At 33.1% G+C, this 21,449-nt stretch carries 17 protein-coding genes; 9 read left to right on the top strand and 8 right to left on the bottom strand.

Annotated features, from left to right (window positions below; genetic code table 11):
- Window positions 1-138: 138 nt before the first annotated feature.
- Genes QBK95_RS05265 through QBK95_RS05240 form a run of 6 tightly spaced genes read right to left on the bottom strand, consistent with a single transcriptional unit; the run spans window position 139 to window position 4,838 of the window.
- Complete coding sequence (locus QBK95_RS05265) at window positions 139-564, bottom strand: VOC family protein (RefSeq protein ID WP_280931305.1); 426 nt, start codon at window positions 562-564, stop codon at window positions 139-141.
- A 12-nt stretch (window positions 565-576) separates the two neighbouring features.
- The gene (rluF, locus tag QBK95_RS05260; RefSeq protein ID WP_280931303.1) at window positions 577-1,446 is read right to left on the bottom strand and encodes a 23S rRNA pseudouridine(2604) synthase RluF; all 870 of its coding nucleotides are present in this window, start codon (window positions 1,444-1,446) and stop codon (window positions 577-579) included.
- Window positions 1,447-1,468: 22 nt separating this feature from the next.
- Window positions 1,469-2,308 (bottom strand): alpha/beta fold hydrolase, encoded by an 840-nt coding sequence (locus QBK95_RS05255; protein WP_280931301.1) that lies wholly within the window; start codon window positions 2,306-2,308, stop codon window positions 1,469-1,471.
- Window positions 2,305-2,673 carry a cupin domain-containing protein gene (locus QBK95_RS05250; protein ID WP_280932280.1) on the bottom strand — a complete coding sequence of 123 codons (369 nt, stop codon included), beginning with the start codon at window positions 2,671-2,673 and terminating at the stop codon, window positions 2,305-2,307. Before QBK95_RS05250 ends, QBK95_RS05255 begins: the two co-directional genes overlap by 4 nt.
- Before the next feature lie 18 nt (window positions 2,674-2,691).
- The gene (locus QBK95_RS05245) at window positions 2,692-3,258 is read right to left on the bottom strand and encodes a hypothetical protein (RefSeq protein WP_280931299.1); all 567 of its coding nucleotides are present in this window, start codon (window positions 3,256-3,258) and stop codon (window positions 2,692-2,694) included.
- Window positions 3,259-3,302: 44 nt separating this feature from the next.
- Window positions 3,303-4,838, bottom strand: coding sequence for a helicase HerA-like domain-containing protein (locus QBK95_RS05240; protein ID WP_280931298.1), 1,536 nt, complete (start codon window positions 4,836-4,838; stop codon window positions 3,303-3,305).
- 158 nt (window positions 4,839-4,996) lie between these two features.
- Between QBK95_RS05240 and QBK95_RS05235 the strand changes: the two genes are divergently transcribed.
- Together QBK95_RS05235 and QBK95_RS05230 are read left to right on the top strand one after the other, a co-directional pair.
- On the top strand, window positions 4,997-5,443 hold the full coding sequence (locus tag QBK95_RS05235; protein ID WP_280931296.1) for a RidA family protein: 447 nt from the start codon (window positions 4,997-4,999) through the stop codon (window positions 5,441-5,443).
- Between the two features lie 128 nt (window positions 5,444-5,571).
- Window positions 5,572-6,201, top strand: a complete 630-nt coding sequence (locus QBK95_RS05230) for a 7-carboxy-7-deazaguanine synthase QueE (protein ID WP_280931294.1) — start codon at window positions 5,572-5,574, stop codon at window positions 6,199-6,201.
- 1,706 nt (window positions 6,202-7,907) lie between these two features.
- Here the strand turns inward: QBK95_RS05230 and QBK95_RS05225 are convergent.
- The gene (locus tag QBK95_RS05225) at window positions 7,908-8,441 is read right to left on the bottom strand and encodes a DUF2911 domain-containing protein (protein ID WP_280931292.1); all 534 of its coding nucleotides are present in this window, start codon (window positions 8,439-8,441) and stop codon (window positions 7,908-7,910) included.
- Between the two features lie 258 nt (window positions 8,442-8,699).
- On the opposite strand from QBK95_RS05225, the gene asnB reads away from it, so the two are divergent.
- Window positions 8,700-10,391, top strand: coding sequence for an asparagine synthase B (gene asnB, locus QBK95_RS05220; RefSeq protein ID WP_280931290.1), 1,692 nt, complete (start codon window positions 8,700-8,702; stop codon window positions 10,389-10,391).
- 130 nt (window positions 10,392-10,521) lie between these two features.
- Here asnB and QBK95_RS05215 read toward each other — a convergent pair whose 3' ends face one another.
- Window positions 10,522-11,697, bottom strand: a complete 1,176-nt coding sequence (locus tag QBK95_RS05215) for a M12 family metallopeptidase (protein ID WP_280931288.1) — start codon at window positions 11,695-11,697, stop codon at window positions 10,522-10,524.
- Between the two features lie 508 nt (window positions 11,698-12,205).
- Between QBK95_RS05215 and gyrB the strand changes: the two genes are divergently transcribed.
- From gyrB to secDF, 6 genes are all read left to right on the top strand, one after another.
- A complete protein-coding gene (gene gyrB / locus QBK95_RS05210) occupies window positions 12,206-14,146 on the top strand; it encodes a DNA topoisomerase (ATP-hydrolyzing) subunit B (protein ID WP_280931286.1) in 1,941 nt (646 codons plus the stop codon).
- A 91-nt stretch (window positions 14,147-14,237) separates the two neighbouring features.
- Window positions 14,238-15,239 (top strand): DUF6588 family protein, encoded by a 1,002-nt coding sequence (locus QBK95_RS05205; RefSeq protein ID WP_280931284.1) that lies wholly within the window; start codon window positions 14,238-14,240, stop codon window positions 15,237-15,239.
- Window positions 15,240-15,347: 108 nt separating this feature from the next.
- Window positions 15,348-16,274, top strand: a complete 927-nt coding sequence (mdh, locus tag QBK95_RS05200) for a malate dehydrogenase (RefSeq protein WP_280931283.1) — start codon at window positions 15,348-15,350, stop codon at window positions 16,272-16,274.
- Between the two features lie 75 nt (window positions 16,275-16,349).
- Window positions 16,350-17,306, top strand: coding sequence for a SecDF P1 head subdomain-containing protein (locus tag QBK95_RS05195; RefSeq protein ID WP_280931281.1), 957 nt, complete (start codon window positions 16,350-16,352; stop codon window positions 17,304-17,306).
- Window positions 17,307-17,397: 91 nt separating this feature from the next.
- A complete protein-coding gene (locus QBK95_RS05190; RefSeq protein ID WP_280931279.1) occupies window positions 17,398-18,018 on the top strand; it encodes a hypothetical protein in 621 nt (206 codons plus the stop codon).
- Between the two features lie 207 nt (window positions 18,019-18,225).
- Window positions 18,226-21,243 carry a protein translocase subunit SecDF gene (secDF, locus tag QBK95_RS05185; protein ID WP_280931277.1) on the top strand — a complete coding sequence of 1,006 codons (3,018 nt, stop codon included), beginning with the start codon at window positions 18,226-18,228 and terminating at the stop codon, window positions 21,241-21,243.
- The last annotated feature ends 206 nt before the right edge of the window (window positions 21,244-21,449 follow it).

Genomic DNA, 21,449 nt, shown 5'->3' with positions numbered 1-21,449 from the left:
GCAGAATATAATAAGAATTTGTAGTATAACTTTAGCATTTTGCCTTTTTAAATAAAAAAAATGCGTTTTTAACGATTGTTTATTTAGAAAGCTTGAATTGTTGCTGAAAATACAATCTTTAAAACAAGGGATATAAAGTTACTTAGCAAAAATCTGAGAAGGATCTTTGAAAGATTTAAATTCTAAAGCATTCCCACAAGGATCATAGAAAAACATGGTAGCTTGTTCACCAATTTCTCCTTTAAACCTAATATAAGGTTCGATTGTAAACTGAACGTTCTTCGTTGAAAGCATATTGGCAAAGTTTTGCCAAGTTTCCCACTCCAATACTACCCCAAAATGCGGTACAGGAACTTGCTTACCATCTACATTATTATGATGGTCACTGTTTGTTTCTTGCTTAGGTTTATAATGAATTACCAACTGATGACCAAAAAAATTAAAATCAACCCAATGATCGCTACTTCGGCCTTCTTCAAGACCAAGAGTGTTGTGATAAAAATCTCTGGCTAGACTTAAATTGTCTACTGGAATTGCTAAATGAAAAGGAGACAGTGTATTCATATGTATGTAAGGTTAACGTTTACGGTCGCTTCGTTTTCTTTTTTTTGAAGTAGATGAATTGTTGTTTGCTGAGGCTTTTCTGTTATTGTTTTTAGGATTAAAACGTTTAGACGTGTTTCTGTTTCTTACAGATCTTTCGTCTTCAATAACGGATGCTTCTTCGGTTTTACTAGAATCTCCTATATCATTATTAAGTACCTGTAGCTCTTTTTCGGTTAGATAACGCCATTCGCCTAGAGGAGTATCCAGATTAACATTCATAATACGAATTCTCTTTAGTCTAATAACTTCATATCCTAGATGTTCACACATTCTTCTGATTTGTCGGTTTAGCCCTTGTGTAAGTACTATTCTAAAATCGTATTTATTGATCTGTTCTACTTCACATTTACGCGTAATGGTATCTAAGATCGGAATACCATTCCCCATTCTTTTTATAAACTGAGGACTGATCAACTTATTTACGGTTACAATATATTCTTTTTCGTGATTGTTTCTTGCTCGAAGTATTTTATTGACAATATCGCCGTCACTGGTTAATAGAATTAGGCCTTCACTGGGTTTGTCTAATCGACCAATAGGGAAAATACGTTTTGGATAATTAATAAAGTCAATGATATTATCTTTTTCATGTTGAGCAGTAGTACAGACAATTCCAACAGGTTTATGAAAAGCAAGATATACATGTTTTTCCTTTGGTTTGTGAATTAACTCACCATCAACTCGAATTTCGTCTCCTGGAGCAACTTTAGTACCCATCTCAGGAACTTTATTGTTTATAGTAACACGACCTTGGTCAATCAGTTTGTCTGCTTCACGACGAGAGCAGTATCCGACTTCACTTAAGAATTTGTTGAGTCTGGTAAGATTAGAGTTTTCCACAATGCAAAGGTGATCATAAAATTTAATCTTTCAAAAAATCGATGATTATATCATCCACTTCATCAAAGAATAAGGAATGCCCAAAATCCTCTGTAGTAACAAATTTTGCATTAGACCAGTTTTTATGAATCTTTATAGCGCCATCATATGGCGCAACATCATCGTGTTTATCATGAACTAATAGACCTGGATGCGTTATTTTTTTTGCAAATGTCGCAATAGAAAATTCTTCAAAATTAAAACCAAATTTATCTTTAAAATAGAGACTTAAGGCATCCATAAATTTATCAGATAACTTAAGTGTTTTTTGATAGCCATCCATGATAACTGATAATTCGGTTGGTGCAGCCAGAACAACGAGTTTTTCAATCTCTGGATTTGGATAGGTATATTGATGGAATATCGTAGTCATTCCTCCAACCGAATGACCTACAATATGATTAGGACGGTATAATTCTACAATTTTTTGCAGACACTCAGCATACAACGGAACATTAAGAATTTTTCCAGAGGAATTACCATGTGCAGGTGCATCAAATGCAATAATATTATAGTTTTGTTGGTGTAATTTTTCTATTAATGTTTTCCAACGATGACTATTACTATCCCATCCGTGGACCATTAATATAGTTTCGCCCATATTTGACCAACGATAGGTCTGTATATGATTTCCGTTTACAGAAATAATTTCATCTTCTGCTTCTTCAAGAAAATATTCTTGATCGGGTAATACTTTTCCTTTTTGAGGCGTGCAAAATAAAAGATATGCTTTATGTAGCGCCTTTTTTTTATTGAAAAAGAAAATAAATAAAAGACGTTTTCCAATAAAAATAGGTAGATACTTTTTTAATTTTTCTCTCATAATTCTTCTCTGTGTACAGCTTCAATAGAAAATGCAGGGAGACAAATAGCAAGATATTCACATTCTTCTTTAAAAGGATTAGCGTATTGAACTCTAGTGTTTTTTTTGATTTTAATGGATTGTCCCGATGTTAAGATTACCTTTTCATCATCAATAATGAACTGTTTTTTTCCGCGAATGATATAGGTGTATTCATCAAATTCAGGAGTTTGAAAAGGTTCACTCCAACCTGGAGGAGCAATCATGTGAGCAATACTTATTTCAGAATTACCATCAGTGGCTTTGCCAAAATGCTCTTCAATTAGTTTTCCATCTGTCGTAGGAACAACAAAAGGGGTTTTCTGAATTTGATAATTAGTACTCATATTATTCTTACTCAAAGTTTAATGTTCATCCCAACTGATCAGGAAGTGTTTGATTTTAGCTGTATCAGGAATTTGTGAGGCTTCAATTTTTTTATCGGTATTGAGTCTTAATTCACTGGGCAATTCTTTTTTGTCAATGGCTATAGATGCTTGTATGCTATCCACAAATATGACCGCTGTACTTAAGGTATTGTTGATTTTGGTGATAGCGTAATTATCCTTGATATCCTTAAAAACACTATTTGCTGATAATCCCGTTGCTGTTTTATATCTGGAGTCAATAACTTGGATACTTTCGATAGAAGATTCAGGATCGTTTTCTTCTCGAGGTTCCAATGCTAGCAATTTAGCACCACCTTTTTCATAGATTTCAATAGTATTTGTAGCACTAAGAAATCGATCTGTTTTAGATAATCTTACCACAGAATCATTTGCGTAAATTGAATCTAGTTGTTTAACCTTAACCGTATTGGTCAAATTTCCTATTCTATTATAGGAAATTTCGAAAGGATCTTGTTTTTTTTCTTTCTGACAACTTACAATACATAAGCAAAGAAGTAATAAGTAGTTTATTTTTTTTAGCATGATAGGTTAGTTATACTAAGGTTAAAGAAAGTTTGATATTGTGTTTAGCGTAATAATTTATTCAATACTCCTAGTGCTCCTCTAATAAATGTAGCACTGGTTAATACTTTAATGACAGCTTTTTCTGTTGTGCTTGATTTTCTGCTTCTGGAACGCGAACTTGAAGAACGTTTGTTTAATTTTTCTCTCTCCTTTTTAGCAGCAGCTTTAGCTTCTTCGGCTTCAGCTTTTTCTATCTTTTCATTAAGAATCTCGTAGGCACTTTCTCGATCAATATCTTTATTGTATTTTTTAGAAAGACTAGATTTTTTTAATAAATCTTTTAATTCATTTTCCGAAAGAATATCCATTCTGCTCATTGGAGCTCTAAGCATAGTAGCTGCAAGTGGAGTAGGGCGCCCTTTTTCGTCAAGAGCAGACACTAAGGCTTCTCCAATACCTAATGATGTGAGAACTTCTGTAGTGTTATAATACTCTGAAATAGGGTAGTTCTCTGCAGTTAATTTAATAGCCTTACGATCCTTTGCTGTAAATGCTCTTAAGGCGTGTTGTACCTTAAGTCCTAATTGTCCCAATACTCCATCTGGAACATCAGTTGGGTTTTGTGTCACAAAATATAGCCCAACACCTTTAGAACGAATTAATTTCACAATACTTTCTATCTGATCCATTAATGCATTTGAGGCTTGTTTAAAAATTAAATGTGCCTCATCAAGGAAGATTATTAATTCAGGTCTACCGCTATCTCCTTGTTCGGGAAATGTACTATAAACTTCTGCCAGAAGACTTAGCATAAATGTTGAAAATAATTTTGGCTTGTCCTGAATATCCGTTAATCGTATGATATTAATAAATCCTCTACCATCATCATCAACTCGACATAGATCCTGAACCTCAAATGATCTTTCTCCAAAAAATAATTCAGCTCCTTGTTGTTCTAATTCAACAATTTTCCTTAGTATGGCACCTGTAGAAGCTGTAGAGATTCTTCCGTAATCTTTTTCTAATTCTTCTTTTCCTTCTCGAGTTGCAAATTGAAGTACTTTTTTAAGATCTTTTAAATCTAGTAGTGGTAATTTATTATCATCACAATATTTAAAGATAATAGCAATAATACCTGCCTGTGTTTCTGTAACATCAAGAATTCTTGAAAAAAGTACAGGACCAAATTCACTTACAGTAGCTCTAAGACGAACTCCATCTTGATCGGATAAAGAGAGGATTTCTACAGGGAAATCTTTTGCCTCAAATGGGATACCGATTTTTTCATGCCTTTCGTCAATTTTAGAATGACCTGGACTTGCTGCTGCCAAACCACTAAGATCACCTTTGATATCCATTAAGAGAACGGGAATCCCTTGTTCACTTAGATTTTCTGCCAGAACTTGAAGTGTCTTGGTTTTACCAGTTCCAGTTGCTCCAGCAATTAAACCATGTCTATTTAATGTTTTTAAAGGAACCTTAACATGTGCGTTTGTTATCGTTTCTCCGTTATGCATTGCTGCTCCCAAGGTTATAAAATCACCTTTAGTAATATACCCTTTGTTAATATGATCCAAGAACTCCTGATTGCTACTCATAGTGAATGTAAATTTTGATAAAAATAGGAATCTTAACTATTCTATCGAAATGAATATGATTTTGTTTTGAAGTAAATGTATAATTTTTATGAGAATATGGGATGGTGTTGTAAATTATAAGCTAATTTTATTGAGTCGTAATTATAATACTTTTAATAATGAAAAAAATATTATTAACAATCTTAATAGTTGTTTTAACAGGGTGTAATACAAACTCGGATGTTGCAATTGTTTTTCACGAAACTCATGAGCCCAAAAAAGCGAATGCTCCTTTTTCTGATATAGTACAAGTAGGTAATTTGTTTTTTCTTTCTGGTCAAATAGGAATGGATCATACTACGCGTACATTGGTTTCTGGAGGTATAGAAAAAGAAACAAAGCAAACTCTTGAAAATATTAAAGCAGTATTAGAACATCATAAGATGGATATGAATAATGTGGTAAAGTGTACCGTTGTGCTTGCGGATATTAATGATTTTGCAGCTTTTAATAATATTTATAAAACTTATTTCCCTAATAAACCAGCAAGAACCACTTTTGCAGCAAAAGGACTTGCAGTAGGCGCAAAGATCGAAATAGAATGTATAGCAGCAAAGCCTAAGTAAGCATAAATGTTGTGTAAACTCTATCTTATGAATAACTATGGAAGCTGTTTAGTTGTCTATACATCTTCTTTTAAGATTCGTGATACGTTCGGGTTTCATTCGTAATTTATATCTACCTTTGCAGCCTTATGCAAGAAAGTACGGAAAAATTGGTGAATGAAGGTAAGATGCTTCCGCTTATGGAAGAATTTTATACAATTCAGGGAGAAGGATATCATAAAGGTACTGCCGCTTATTTTATAAGAATTGGCGGCTGTGATGTTGGATGTCACTGGTGTGATGTAAAAGAAAGTTGGAATGCAGATTTACATCCTCCTACAACTACAGAAATTATCGTTGAAAATGCAATGAAATATAGCAATGTAGTTGTCGTTACAGGTGGTGAACCTTTAACTTGGGATATGACGGAGCTTACTAAAGGACTTAAAAATAAAGGAGCCCAAACTCATATAGAAACTTCTGGGGCATATGCTTTAAGCGGTGAATGGGATTGGATATGTCTTTCCCCAAAAAAAGTAAAACCACCAACACAAGAAATATATAATAAAGCACACGAACTTAAATGCATTGTTTATAATAAGAGTGATTTTGATTTTGCAGAAAAACAAGCTGCTCTAGTTTCTGAGGATTGTGTACTGTATTTACAACCAGAATGGAGTGTAAGAGATAAAGTAATTCCGTTAATAGTTGATTATGTGATGGAAAACCCTAAATGGAAGGTGTCTTTACAGACTCATAAGTACCTAAATATTCCATAAACCGCTCATTTTAATTACGGTTTTCCTCCTTTTTTGATAAAACATAAGGTATTGAAAATTAGTTAATTACGGTAAATCCGTAAAAAATAGGGAAATATCCCCTGATCTGTATGTTAAAAAAGTGGGATATTTCCCTTAAATTTTTTAATCACTTCAAAGTTTGTGTGTTTTTTGTCGGTTATTATGGTTTCTTGTCTAAAACCACATGTTTTTTAACATTTTAATTTGAAAATTCGCAAAGTAGTTGTTAATTTTATGTAAATAATTAAAAAACAATATACTATGAGAAATTTTTACACAATTTTAGGTTCACAATTTAAGTCTTTTATTAGTTTTATTAAGGAGCTACCTTCTGCTTCGAGCTATGTAATCAGACATTAATTATTTATTATTATACATAAACCCCTATTCTATGTATTTTACAATATTGTAAAAGAGATTATCTAGTTGATAATCTCTTTTTTATATGCAATATTTATGTTTTTATATGCAATATTTATGCTTTTCGAAAAAATGAGCGTAATAATACCGTTTTGCACATCCTCAGTATATTTTATCCTTTAGAATCTAACACTTCTTTAACAGTATAGGGTAACTTTTGTCACCGTTTGTATGCTTATCTACCCTTTATATTTGTTTTAAAATATAATACTATGGACTTTATTACTTCGATAATTGGACTTGATTATACTGTTATTATTGAGTTCTTAAAAGATTTACCTCAAGCAAGTGGCTATGCTATTCGTAAATAGGAATAACGTAAGATCATATATCTTAGTAGAAAAAAGATAATGTTTGTATGACATTCTTGTACCCATCATACGATCTTCTTTTTCTATTTTATGTGATTATTTTCCTTAAATGATGCTTTTTGTTGGTTTTACCCCTTTTTTATTAGTTTTTAATATTAGAATGTCATTCTTATCTAATAAAAATAGGGGGTAAAGCCCCTTAAATTGTTGTGTTTTTTGTAAGTTAATTCTTCGTTATTTAACAATCGAAAGTGAATTTTTATACTCATATCGATATATAAATGCTGTACGTCTAAAATCTTAATTCCTAAATGTTAATTTTTTTTACAAATGTGAATACAGGAGTTATATTTGCATAACAAATTAAAAATCAAACCATTATGAAATTATTTTACGGTGTTTTTGTTATAGATGTTAAAGCGTTAAAGACTTTTTTAAGACAACTTCCTGCGGCTAGTAGCAATGCAATTCATAGATAAGATATTGGTTTCTGATGAGTTAATATGAATCGAGAAATATATCAATACAACTTGTTCATCTATCTCTTGAAAATGAAGGAGAATTTTTACTTTTTTTAATTAAAAAAAGGTCTTTTATACGATTAAAGCACATTATACTTGTATAAATAACATTTGTGCTTTTGATCGATAAAATTAAGTTTTACGTCTAAAACCTCAAATTTCTTATGTTAAAAATGTTGACTTTAAGGGTTTTAGGTATTATATTGTAGGTAAATAAATTGGAAATTATTATGGGGCTATTTTACACTAAATTCAGATTAACTTTTAGGATTGTCATGGACTTTCTTAAAGAATTACCAGGAGCGTCTAGTCACGCTATCCATCGATAGTTATTATTTCAGTGAAATAATTATACCTTTAGTCAGGGTAATTAACAAAATAAAAACGAGGTTCAAATTTGAAACCTCGTTTTGCTTTTTGTAATAAATACGTTTTACATATAAAAAGGAACTTCTATCATAGTCGTGTCCCAACCTAATACCATATGATATCCTTTGTCTACTTTTTTAAAGGCAATAGAAAAAGCTTCCAGTTCTTTTCCTTTTGCAGGTGTTACCTTTATTCTTGCTACGTCTTTGCTTTTATCATAAGAATATGCGCCCCAAGCATCCAAATCAGAGTTTAAAATAACGGTCCATTCTTTTTCTCCTGGTATTGTATATAAAGAGTATGTTCCAGCTTTTACAGTTCCATCTCCTAGTTTCATATCTTTAAATAACTTGATTTCAGTAGCTTCATCTGCTCCAGTCCTCCATACTTTTCCGTAAGGGACTAATTCACCAAATATGGTTCTTCCCTTTTTCTGTGGTCTACTGTATACAACTTTAATTTCTGGTTTCGAATTTCTGTCTGCTTTTGCGTAAGAAATATCGGTTGGGCTTTTTTGCATTCCTGCAAATTTTTGTGCTTGTATACCAGTAATGGTGGCCATACACATTATAACTACTAGTAAGAGTGATTTTTTCATAATACTTGATTTTTATTTTTTAACCGTTGTAAAGATAAATGTGAACATATATACGAAATGTTAATCCAGTCCTTAAGTTCTGTTAAAAGAGCTAAATAACAACTTGATAGTTTTATTAGTTTTTTTTACATAAATAGTAATAGTTATAATTAAATAATTGATAATAAGTTTCATGTTATAAGCATAAATACTATAATGCTTTGTATAGTGTAACTATAATTGCAATTTTGACTTCTCAATTAATAGAAAAAGAAGAGTATGTGTGGAATTGTTTGCGCTTTTGAATTGAAAGAAAAAGCAGAGGTGTTAAGACCTCAGTTGTTAGAAATGTCTAAAAAAATACGTCATAGAGGACCAGATTGGAGTGGGATTTACGCGGATGAAAAAGCAATCTTGGCTCATGAAAGGCTTGCGATAGTGGATCCGGTATCGGGTAAACAACCATTGTTTAGTGAAGATAATAAACTGGTATTAGCGGCGAATGGAGAAATATATAATCATAGTGAGATTCGTCAACAATTTGATGGTAAATATAATTTTCAGACTGCATCTGATTGTGAAGTTATTTTAGCACTATATAAAGAAAAAGGAGCAGATTTTTTAGATGAACTGAGTGGTATTTTTGCCTTTGCATTGTATGATGTGGAACAAGATTCTTATTTGGTGGCTAGAGATCATATGGGTATTATTCCTTTATATATGGGATGGGATCAGAATGGTACTTTTTATGTAGCTTCAGAATTGAAGGCGCTAGAAGGTGTTTGCACGAAGATAGAATTATTTCCGCCTGGACATTATCTTGATAGTAGAAAAGGAGAATTAGTGAAATGGTATGTTAGAGATTGGGCTGATTTTGATGCCGTAAAAGATAATCAAACAAGTATTGATGAAGTTAGAGATGCTCTTGAAGCTGCTGTGCATAGACAGTTAATGTCTGATGTGCCATATGGGGTGCTGTTGTCAGGAGGTTTGGATTCTTCAGTTACATCTGCTATAGCAAAAAAATATGCGGAGAAACGCGTAGAATCTGGCGATACTAAAGAAGCTTGGTGGCCACAATTACATTCTTTTTCTGTAGGATTAGAAGGTTCTCCTGATCTTGCTGCTGCACAAAAAGTAGCGGATCACATTAGTACTATTCATCACGAGATTAAGTTTACTATACAAGAAGGACTGGATGCAATTAAAGATGTTATTTATAACCTTGAAACATATGATATAACTACAATCAGGGCTTCTACCCCAATGTATTTGATGGCTAGAGTGATCAAATCTATGGGAGTAAAAATGGTACTTTCTGGAGAAGGTGCAGATGAGATTTTTGGAGGGTATTTATATTTCCATAAAGCACCTAACGCTCAAGAATTTCATGAAGAAACAGTACGTAAGTTGGATAAGTTACATATGTATGATTGTTTGCGTGCAAATAAATCGCTGGCTGCTTGGGGAATTGAAGGAAGAGTGCCTTTTTTAGATAAGGAATTTATGGATGTGGCTATGCGTATCAACCCGCAGGATAAGATGATTAATGGTGAAAGAATGGAGAAATGGGTAATTCGTAAGGCTTTTGAATCGTATTTACCAGAAAGTGTAGCTTGGAGACAAAAAGAACAATTCTCTGATGGTGTAGGGTATAGTTGGATTGATACTTTAAAAGAAGTGGTGGAAACTGAAGTAACGGATGAGCAAATGGCGAATGCACATTTTAGGTTCCCAATACAAACACCTCAAAATAAAGAAGAATTCTATTACAGAACTATATTCGAAGGACATTTTCCTAGTGATGCTGCAGCATTAAGTGTTCCGCAAGAGCCATCGGTTGCTTGTAGTACGAAAATAGCGTTAGAATGGGATGAGGCTTTTAAAAATATGAACGATCCAAGTGGAAGAGCAGTTGCTAATGTTCATGATGATGCTTATTTGTTAGAAGAAGCAGAAATAGTAGAGTAAAAGATTATAAAGAAATTTAAGATATCAGCTTGAGTCGCTGAAAGTTGAGTTAATTGAGATGTGAAACCCTAAGAAATTAATTTCTTAGGGTTTTTTGTGTGTAATAAAACAAGTGTTTTTTGTACTTGATCTAGTTGGCACATCTTCCTTGGTTAGACCATCTTCTGTTACTTTGTAGGGTATAAAGGTATCCGTTGTATGTAACTTGATCACCAGGAGAATAACTAGTGTTTCCGCTATATGGAGAAATACCTTCGCAGATATCAGCTGTTTGTGTATCTCCACATTCTCCTAATCTATTCCATCTGTTAAAATCTCTTTCATAAAGAAACCCTTGATATGTTACTTTATCTCCTACGCTATATTGTTGTCCACGTACCCATTCATCAATACCTTCGCAAATATCATTTCCGTTGCCATCTCCGTCACCATCTCCGCCACCATCACCGTCACCAGCTGGATATACTTGATTGGTTCCAGTGATATCGCCAGGAGATAATTCTGGTCTTCTTCTTGGATGTGTTGTTCCGTCTAACTGAACAATAGTAGGTTGTCCATTTTTGCTAAATGTATATGCACCATACATCATGGTTGATTTGATGTCAAATTCACCAATGTTTACAGAATTATTATTTTTTCTAAACTGACTTGCTGCTCCATCTTGAATATTCTCAAAAAGAATTCTTACATGATTATCTCTGTCTGAACGAGTTTGCTCATGAATGTAACCAAGTGTATGGCCAATTTCGTGAATCATTACAACTTCACTTGTTCTGATTCCCATGTTAATTCTTCCACGATTACCGTTAACTCCTAGGTTTGCACTTGCACAATTACAGCCTGCTCCACTACTAGTTATAGTTACATAATAGTTTTCGTTAGTTCTTTCCTTAAACTTTATGTTAGTTTTGGTTGTCCATTCTTGCATAGAATTTAAGGATACCTGTATTTGATTGTTGCTAAGATTGCTGTCAAACACGTAAATAATGGTATTGTTAGGCCATTTTTGTATACCTCGATATAAGCCTAGTTTTTCATCTAATTCTTCGCCAGGAGTTGGATCGTTACTATATCCAACACGCTTGTCAGTTAATTGTTCAGCGGTGTAGATAATATCACCTCCTAGGTATGTTCCGTCTCCTAGGTCTTTTACTAGGACGATGTCATCATTAAAGAATTTCTTTATTAATTGGTCATCTCCGTTAACACCAGCTTCTTCAAAAGTTTCATTTGTACAGGATCCTACCAGGATTCCCAGACATATAAATGCAGCTTTACTTAAATTCAATAAATTTTTAGTTTTCATTTTTTTTAAATGTTAGTTGAATTGTGATTTTATTGTAATCCGTTAACTGATTTGTAATTAGGCTAGTATAATCTAATGTGTTAATGATTTTTTAAACAAAGTTAAGGCTCTGTTAAGCTCCTATTATTCGTAAGTATTGATTGAGAAAGCGTTTTAATAAATATTTATAGAGCCTAAAAAAGGGCTATAAATATTTTAAAATACTGTCTTCTTTGAAGATTAAAACAAAAAGCTTTAGATTCATATTTTTGTAAGATTTAGTGTTTTAATACTTTTGTTTACAAAGCTTTATGTGGATTTTGAGTATTTGAATCAGAAATGTTAATTAATTCAAAATCGATTTTAAGGATATTTTTAGCTCTTTTAAGAGTGTTTTTTGTTTTTCTGGTATTGTTCTTAACTAATTGTTGATAACTCTTTAAATCAAACTATATAAAATACTTTGAACATTTTACTCTTTTTTTATCTTTGTTTGTTGACCAAAAATTGTAATAAATAAAGCTGATTTATGAGCGAAGAAGCAAAGAAAAATAATTATTCTGCCGATAGTATTCAGGCATTAGAGGGAATGGAGCATGTGCGCATGCGTCCATCAATGTATATTGGAGACGTAGGGACTAGAGGTTTACATCATTTGGTATATGAAGTAGTGGATAACTCCATTGATGAAGCACTTGCAGGTCATTGTGATGCAATTGATGTTACAATAAATGAAGATAACTCTATAACTACCAAGGATAATGGTCGTGGTATTCCAGTAGGGATTCATAAAAAAGAAGGAGTTTCAGCGCTGGAAGTTGTAATGACTAAAATTGGAGCTGGAGGTAAATTCGATAAAGATTCATATAAAGTATCAGGTGGACTGCATGGAGTAGGAGTTTCTTGTGTAAATGCGCTTTCTGATCATTTGCATGCAATAGTTCATAAAGATGGAAAGGTTTGGGAGCAGGAATATGAAAAAGGAAAACCATTGTATCCTGTAAAATCTACAGGAGATACAGATTTTAATGGTACCATTGTTACTTTTAGACCAGATCCTACTATATTCCAACAAACATTAGAATATAACTACGACACCTTAGCGAGTCGTATGCGTGAATTGGCATACCTTAATAAAGGTATAACAATTATTCTTACAGATAAACGACATAAGGATGATGAAGGTAATTACGTAAATGAAACATTCCATTCTGAAGAAGGGTTGAAAGAATTTGTAAAATTCTTAGATACAAGTCGAAATGCAATTATTGGTGATGTTATTTCTATGGAAGGGGAGAAAAATGATATCCCTGTAGAAGTAGCAATGATTTATAATGACTCTTATGCAGAGAATTTGCATTCTTATGTAAATAATATTAATACTCACGAAGGAGGTACACATCTTTCTGGATTTAGAAGAGGGCTTACGTCTACTCTAAAGAAGTATGCAGATGCTTCTGGAATGCTTGATAAATTAAAGTTTGAAGTAGCTGGTGATGATTTTAGAGAAGGACTTACAGCTATTGTATCTGTAAAAGTAGCCGAGCCTCAATTCGAAGGTCAGACTAAAACTAAATTAGGAAACAGGGAAGTTACTTCTGCAGTTTCTCAAGCAGTTTCTGAAATGTTGGAAAACTACTTGGAGGAAAATCCTAATGATGCCAAGACTATTGTTCAGAAAGTAATTTTGGCAGCACAAGCACGTCACGCAGCTAAGAAAGCTCGTGAAATGGTGCAGCGTAAGACTGTAATGAGTATAGGAGGTCTTCCTGGAAAACTATCGGATTGTTCAGAGCAAGATCCTGCTTTGTGTGAAGTGTTCCTGGTCGAGGGAGATTCGGCAGGTGGAACTGCTAAACAAGGTCGTGATCGTATGTTTCAGGCAATTCTTCCATTGCGAGGTAAAATTCTGAATGTAGAAAAGGCAATGCATCATAAAGTTTTTGAAAATGAAGAAATCAAAAACATATTTACTGCTCTTGGTGTTACTATAGGTACAGAAGAAGATAGTAAAGCATTGAATCTTTCTAAGCTGCGTTACCATAAGATTGTGATTATGTGTGATGCCGATGTGGATGGTAGTCATATTTCTACACTAATTCTTACGTTCTTCTTCCGTTATATGAAAGAATTGATAGAAGCAGGACATATTTATATTGCAGCTCCGCCATTATATTTGGTGAAAAAAGGAGCAAAAAAACAATATGCTTGGAATGATGATCAGCGAGATATAATTGTTAAGGAATTTGGAGAAAACTCTAAAATACAGCGATATAAAGGTCTTGGAGAGATGAATGCAGAGCAATTGTGGGATACTACCATGAATCCTGAGTTTAGAACAATGCGTCAGGTAACGATAGATAATTTAACAGAAGCAGATAGAATTTTTTCTATGTTAATGGGAGATGAGGTACCGCCAAGAAGAGAGTTTATAGAGAAGAATGCTGTATACGCAAATATAGATGCTTAACTAGTATAGCTAAATAATTTAGAAAGAGATCCGTTATACAATGTATAGCGGATTTTTTTATATATTGTTGCGCCGATAAAACCCAAATCTCATGAAAAAAATCATTATACTTCTTATGATGCTTCTGCTGCAGGTATCATACTCTCAAACCAATGTGGATCAATTATTAGAATTAGGTATCGCAAATGCACAGCGTTTTAGCTCGAATTATTTTGCGCCAGCTGGAGAAGTATTAGTGAATAGTATGTCTAATGGTTGGTATAAAACAGCTAAGGTTAAGAAGTTATGGCGTTTTGAGGTTGGCTTTATTGGAAACCTTTCCTTTGTAAGAGAAGAAAAGCAATCGTTTATACTTAATACCGCAGAATATGATGGTGTAACATTTAGAGAAGGTCCTTCTAGTCAAACAGTTGCAAATGCTTTTGGTGGTGATCGCGGAGATATTGTGGTATTGCTTAATCAAGGCCAATTGGCACAAATAGAAGTGACATTACCTGATGGAATTGGAGAAAAAGAAGTGAATATTGCACCAACAGGATTTTTACAAGGTTCTATGGGGATATCAAAAAGCACAGAAATTAAAGCTAGGTTTTTACCAAAAATCGCGATAAGAGAAAATACAGAGGTTTTTCTTTATGGATTAGCGGTACAACATGAGTTAACAGATTGGATTTTTTCTTGGAAAAGACTTCCGTTTAGATTTTCAGGGTTAATAGGGTATACCAATGTTAGAGGGTTTTATGATTTTACAGAAGACAGTGGAACTGATGGAGCAGATCAGGAAATACGATTAAAAACCAATTCGTGGTTGGTTAGTGGTATTATTTCTACTAAGCTCTCTAAATTCAACTTTTATGGAGGTTTTGGATATTATTTTGGAAACAGTAAAGCAGATATTCTAGGTACATATGAAGTACAAAACGGACCGCTGGCAACACAAACAGTAGAAGATCCTATTTCGGTAGATAATAAAACTTCAGGTCTCAAAGCAACTATAGGTGCTAATGTGAAATTAGGATTCTTCAGAGCTAATTTGGATTACACACTTCAGAACTATCAAAATCTATCTATTGGATTGAATTTTGGTTGGTAATTTAACTAAGAATTCACAAACAAAATCCTTAAAGAATTTGTATTTTCGCGCTGATATTGAAGGAATTCAATATCTAAGTAAAATATTAATCAAAATTATATAGATATAATGAAAGTTACAGTAGTAGGAGCTGGTGCAGTAGGTGCAAGTTGTGCCGAATATATTGCCATAAAGGATTTTGCCTCAGAAGTAGTGTTGTTAGATATTAAAGAAGGATATGCAGAAGGTAAAGCAATGGACTTAATGCAGACAGCATCTTTGAATGGGTTTGATACCAAAATTACAGGAACTACAGGAGATTATTCTAAAACTGCAGGAAGTGATATTGCTGTAATTACATCTGGTATCCCACGTAAACCAGGAATGACACGTGAAGAATTGATAGGGATTAATGCAGGGATTGTAAAATCCGTTTCTTCTAGTTTAATAGAGCATTCTCCAAATGCAATTATTATCGTTGTTAGTAACCCAATGGATACGATGACCTATTTAGTGCATAAGACTACTGATCTTCCTAAAAATAGAATTATCGGTATGGGTGGTGCTTTAGATAGTGCACGTTTTAAATATAGACTAGCAGAAGCATTAGGAGCACCTATTTCTGATGTAGATGGAATGGTGATTGGAGGACATAGTGATAAAGGTATGGTCCCTTTAACTAGATTGGCGACTAGAAATAGTGTGCCAGTTTCAGAGTTTATTTCTAATGAGCGTTTAGAGCAAGTGGCTGCTGATACTAAAGTTGGTGGAGCGACACTTACAGGATTGTTAGGAACATCTGCTTGGTATGCTCCTGGAGCAGCGGTTTCAGGATTGGTTCAGGCAATTGCTTGTGATCAGAAAAAAATATTCCCTTGTTCAACACTATTAGAAGGAGAGTACGGTTTAAATGACCTTTGTATTGGAGCTCCTGTTGTATTGGGTAGAAATGGTATTGAAAAAATAGTTGAAATAGAACTAAGTGATGCAGAGAAGGCAAAACTAGCTGAAAGTGCTGAAGGTGTTAAGAAAACTAATGGATTATTAGAATTATAATTAGTTTCTTTTCTGATTAGATATAATAAGAGCTGCTATCACATAGCAGCTCTTTGTTTTTTAAAATAAAAATATATGCTTAAAATTTGCTCTTATAATTTTTCGATTTTAATTACGAGCCTTTTTCTTTTGTTACTACTAGGTTCCTGTAATTTTGGGCCACAACCTGATAAGATTATTGAAATCACTATAGAACTTAACGATGGTGATACTTCTATTCAAAAAATTAATTCAGTAGTTGATGTTTTAAAAAAGAGATTACAAAAAATTACAGATAAAGCTGAGGTAGTGCATATACAAGACGGAAATAGAATTAAGATTAAAGTTGCTACCTATTATGAGGCCGAAAGATTTAAAAATTATATTTTAAATCCTGGTAAACTGGATTTTTATGAAACGTATGGACTTAAAGATTTTACTACTTTTTTAGTGAAAGTTAATGAAGAAGCAAAAAGAGAAGAAGAATCGGAAGTTGATCCGTTTTTTGATTTAATCAAAAATGCAGGATATCAAGGAGGACCTGTTTTGTTTTATGTAGAAGAAAAAGATACTGCACAGATTAAGACTTATATTTCTTCAAAAACAGCAGAATTGGCATTATTGGATAAAAAACGATTTGTGAAATTTTTATGGGGCGTTAAGGAAGAAGAAACGGGTAACTTTCCATTGTATGCATTAAAGAAGAATAGATTAGGAAAGCCAGCACTTAGCGGAGATGTGGTGATAGATGCCTTTATGAATTATAATACCTTGAATATGCCAGTGATTTCTATGCAAATGAATGAAGAAGGAGCAGAGAGATGGAGGGATTTAACAGGAAAAGCATATGCGCAAAGGTCACAAATAGCAATCGTTCTTAATAATGAAGTTTATAGTGCGCCTGGCGTTTCTTCTGGACCTATAGTAGGTGGGAAGTCAGAAATATCTGGTGATTTTACTATTGAAGAAGCTCAGGATTTTGCAAATATCCTAGTTTCAGGATCTATTCCAGGCATGAAATTGTTAAGTTTTGAGGTAAAAAAGATAGAATAAAAGTCTGAGCATTATAATATCTAATCTTTTGCTGTAGATATTTATTTGAAGACGTTAGAAATGCAGTTTTAATTTTTCTATATTTGCCCCCATGATGAAGAAATGGTATTTCGGAACTTTACTTGCTGCGTTTGCGTTACTAGTTGTAATGCAACAACAAGCCGTTGTACCTAATCAAGAAATTGTATTAGAGTTTACCAATGTAGATGTTAGTTCTCTGGAAGCTCAAAATGCTATTGCAATTGTAAAAAAACAGTTGCAATCTGTTGGGGCTAAGAATACAAGAGTATCAAAAGAACTAAAAGAAGGTACACTAAAGATTACATATTATAGTGATGCTGATGTAGAGTTTATAAGAAAAACCCTTTCTAAAGAACAAAGCGCTAATCTTGATTATGTCCTTAGTAATCAAACTGGAGATAATGGTGAATTTCCTATACAAGAACGTTCTAAAGATTATAATCTTGACATATACGAAATCTACAAAAGTACAGATGTTGATACTGACTTTAATGGTAAATATGTTTTAGAAATAAAACAAAAGCAGAATAGACATTCTAGTACAAATTCATATAGTTATGTTTCAGAGATAACTACTAATGATTTAGATAGGCTTGTAAAAATAGCCCAAAAAGTAAATAGAAACATTGCAATTGCAATAGATAATACTTCACGTAATATTCCAGAAGTAAGAGCTGGACCCATTTCTTAATTGGGATTTAAAACTTACAAGAAATTCCATAAAACTATTTCAATTTTTTAACCAAAAAAAGAAGATGTTTTGTCTTTTTATATGGTGTTTTAACTATAGAGATAGCACAAAATTCAATAATAAAATTCAATAATTAAAAACAATTGTCGGGCCTTGAGTATGTTTTATATACACTCTTATTATAGGTTTGGCCAAAACAAATAAACAATGCAAAATAAAGGAGTTGTTAGAATGTTTGCGATTTTATTCGGATTGGTATGTATTTATCAATTATCGTTTACATATTTAGCGTACACAAAAGAGAAAGAAGCTGAGAGTTATGCCTTAGCTAAATACCCAGAAGCTGATGCTTCTAGTCTAAGAGAAATAGAGCAACGTAATTACCTTGATTCTATTGGTAAAGAACCAATTTTTGCTGGTTTTAGTTATAACGATGCAAAAAGTAAAGAACTTAATAAAGGGCTTGACCTTAAAGGAGGAATCAATGTGATTCTTCAGATTTCTGTAAGAGATATATTAGAAGGTCTTGCAAATGATTCTAAAAATCCAGCATTTGTTCAGGCATTAAATGCTGCAGATGAAACTCAAAAGAATAGTCAGAATACTTATGTAGAAGACTTCTTTATTGAATTCGAGAACATCCCAGATGCGCAATTTGCTTCTCCTGATATCTTCGCAAATAAAAACTTGAGCGATGATATCACTTTTGATATGTCTAATGATGTTGTAAAGCCTGTTCTGAAAAGAAAGATTGATGAGTCTGTAACTTCAGCATTTGAAGTATTACGTAAGCGTATTGACAAATTTGGAGTTACACAACCTAATATCCAGCGTTTAGGAGAGTCTGGTCGTATTTTGGTTGAATTACCAGGAGCAAAAGATGTAGATCGTGTTAAGAAGTTATTACAGAGTACAGCTCAATTAGAGTTTTGGGATGTATTTAGTATAAATGACATGTCTACTTTTCTTGGAGCGGCTAATAATGTGCTAAAACAAGATCTTGAAAAAGTTAAGGAAGAAGTAAAAGAAGCGGTAGAAGAAACTGCTGAGAAAGCGTCTGATTCTACTCAAGTAGATACTACTAAAACGAGCGAAGATGATGCTATTGCTGATCTATTAGAAGATGCAGAAGATTCTACTGATGTAGAAACTGTAGTAAATCCAATTTTTGATCTTTTGTCTGATCAATCTAACGTATATCAAGGAGGTCCTATTCTTGCTACAATTGCAGTTAGAGATACAGCTCAATTTAATACATACCTTAGAAATCCTAAAGTAAGATCATTACTTTCAGGAGATCAACGTTACGCTAGATTTGTATGGGGTAAACAAGCAAAGGATTCTGAAGTTGTAGATCTATACGCGCTTAAAGGAAATCGTGACAATACTCCAGAGTTAAGTGGAGGAGTGATTACAGATGCGACACAGACATATGGTCAACTAAACAATGTTATAGTATCCATGCAAATGGATGGTAAAGGAGCTAAGAAATGGGAAGAAATGACTGAGCGTGCCTTTAATCAAAGAAGTCAGATTGCAATTGTTCTTGATGATATAGTATATTCTGCTCCTGGAGTGTCTAGTGGTAAGATTAGTGGAGGAAGAAGTGAAATCTCTGGTGACTTTGATGTAGAAGAAGGTCAGGATTTAGCAAATGTATTGAGAGCTGGTAAATTACCTGCATCAGCAGATATTATTCAAAGTGAAGTAGTAGGACCATCCTTAGGACAAGAAGCTATTGATAGTGGAATCATGTCTTTTGGAATTGCATTAGTATTGATATTAATCTGGATGATGTTTTACTATGGTAAAGCAGGTGCATTTGCCGATGTTGCATTGGTGGTGAATATCTTATTTATTTTTGGAGTTTTAGCAGGATTAAAAGCTGTATTGACATTACCAGGTATTGCAGGTATTGTATTGACCATTGGTATGTCTGTAGATGCGAATGTACTTATCTTCGAAAGAATTAAAGAAGAGTTAGCTAAAGGTAAGTCACAAGTAGATGCTATAAAAGATGGTTTTAATAATGCATTATCGTCGATATTGGATGCAAATATTACTACAGGTCTTACTGGTTTGATACTTTTATTCTTTGGTACAGGTCCAATTAAAGGATTTGCAACTACTTTATTAATAGGTATTCTAACATCATTATTTACAGCAATATTCATTACTAGATTATTTATAGATGGATATGGTAAGAATGGTAAAGAGTTAGCATTTTCTACAGCTGCTACTAAAAACTTATTTAAGAATATAAATATTAATTTTCTTGCAAAAAGAAAGATTGCATATGCTATTTCTGCGGTTATTGTAGTATCTGGTATAGCTTCTTTGTTTACTCAAGGACTTGATCAAGGGGTTGATTTTGTTGGAGGTAGAACATATACTGTTCGTTTTGCTCAAGATGTTGTGCCCACTGATGTGGAAAAAGATCTGGTAGCAGTATTTGGTAGCGCACAGGCAAAAACCTTAGGAGCGAACAATCAATTAAAAATTACAACAAAGTATAAAGTAAATGAAACTGGTGAAGAGATAGATTCTGAAATCTCTAATTCATTATTTACTGCATTAAAGCCATATCTAACAGATGGATTAACCTATGAGCAGTTCTCTGATGGAGCAGAGGATAAACAAGTAGGTATTATGTCATCTATGAAAGTAGGACCAACGATTGCAGATGATATTAAACAAGCTGCTTTCGTATCCGTAATAGGTTCGTTAATTGTAGTATTCTTGTATATCTTATTGCGATTTAGAAGATGGCAGTTTAGTTTAGGTGCCGTTGCGGCAGTATTCCATGATGTATTAGTAGTATTAGGTGTGTTCTCATTAACTTGGAAATTCATGCCATTTAATATGGAAATAGATCAGGCATTTATAGCAGCGATACTTACGGTAATTGGATATTCACTGAATGATACGGTGGTAGTATTTGATAGAATTCGTGAGTATTTTGTAGAACATACAATGTGGCCATTGGATAAGAATATTAATGGAGCATTAAATAGTACATTAAGTCGTACATTAAATACCTCATTAACTACCTTATTAGTATTGATCGCTATATTTATTTTTGCAGAGCCATTAAGAGGATTTATGTTCTCATTAATTATTGGTGTACTTGTAGGTACGTATTCTTCATTATTCATTGCAACACCTGTAATGTATGATACTGTGAAGAAAGTAGGATTGAAAGAGAAAAAAAAAACTGAGGAGTAGAAACCTTTAGGTTTTAAATATTAAAAAATCCATCGCTTTAGCGATGGATTTTTTGTTTTATGAACCTTCATTGTACTAATTAAGTTGTGGTTTTGGCAACCTTAGTCTTTTTTGTTAACACTATATCGTTTGAGTGATAATCGAGTAAGAAGTTTACTTTTTTAATTACTTACATTTGAAAATATCATTATCAATTAGTTAATTTT

Origin of the sequence: Aquimarina mycalae (assembly GCF_029906345.1) — a bacterium.
GTDB lineage: Bacteria > Bacteroidota > Bacteroidia > Flavobacteriales > Flavobacteriaceae > Aquimarina.
The sequence above is the reverse complement of the archived record's forward strand: the minus strand, read 5'-3'. Positions and strand labels throughout refer to the sequence as shown.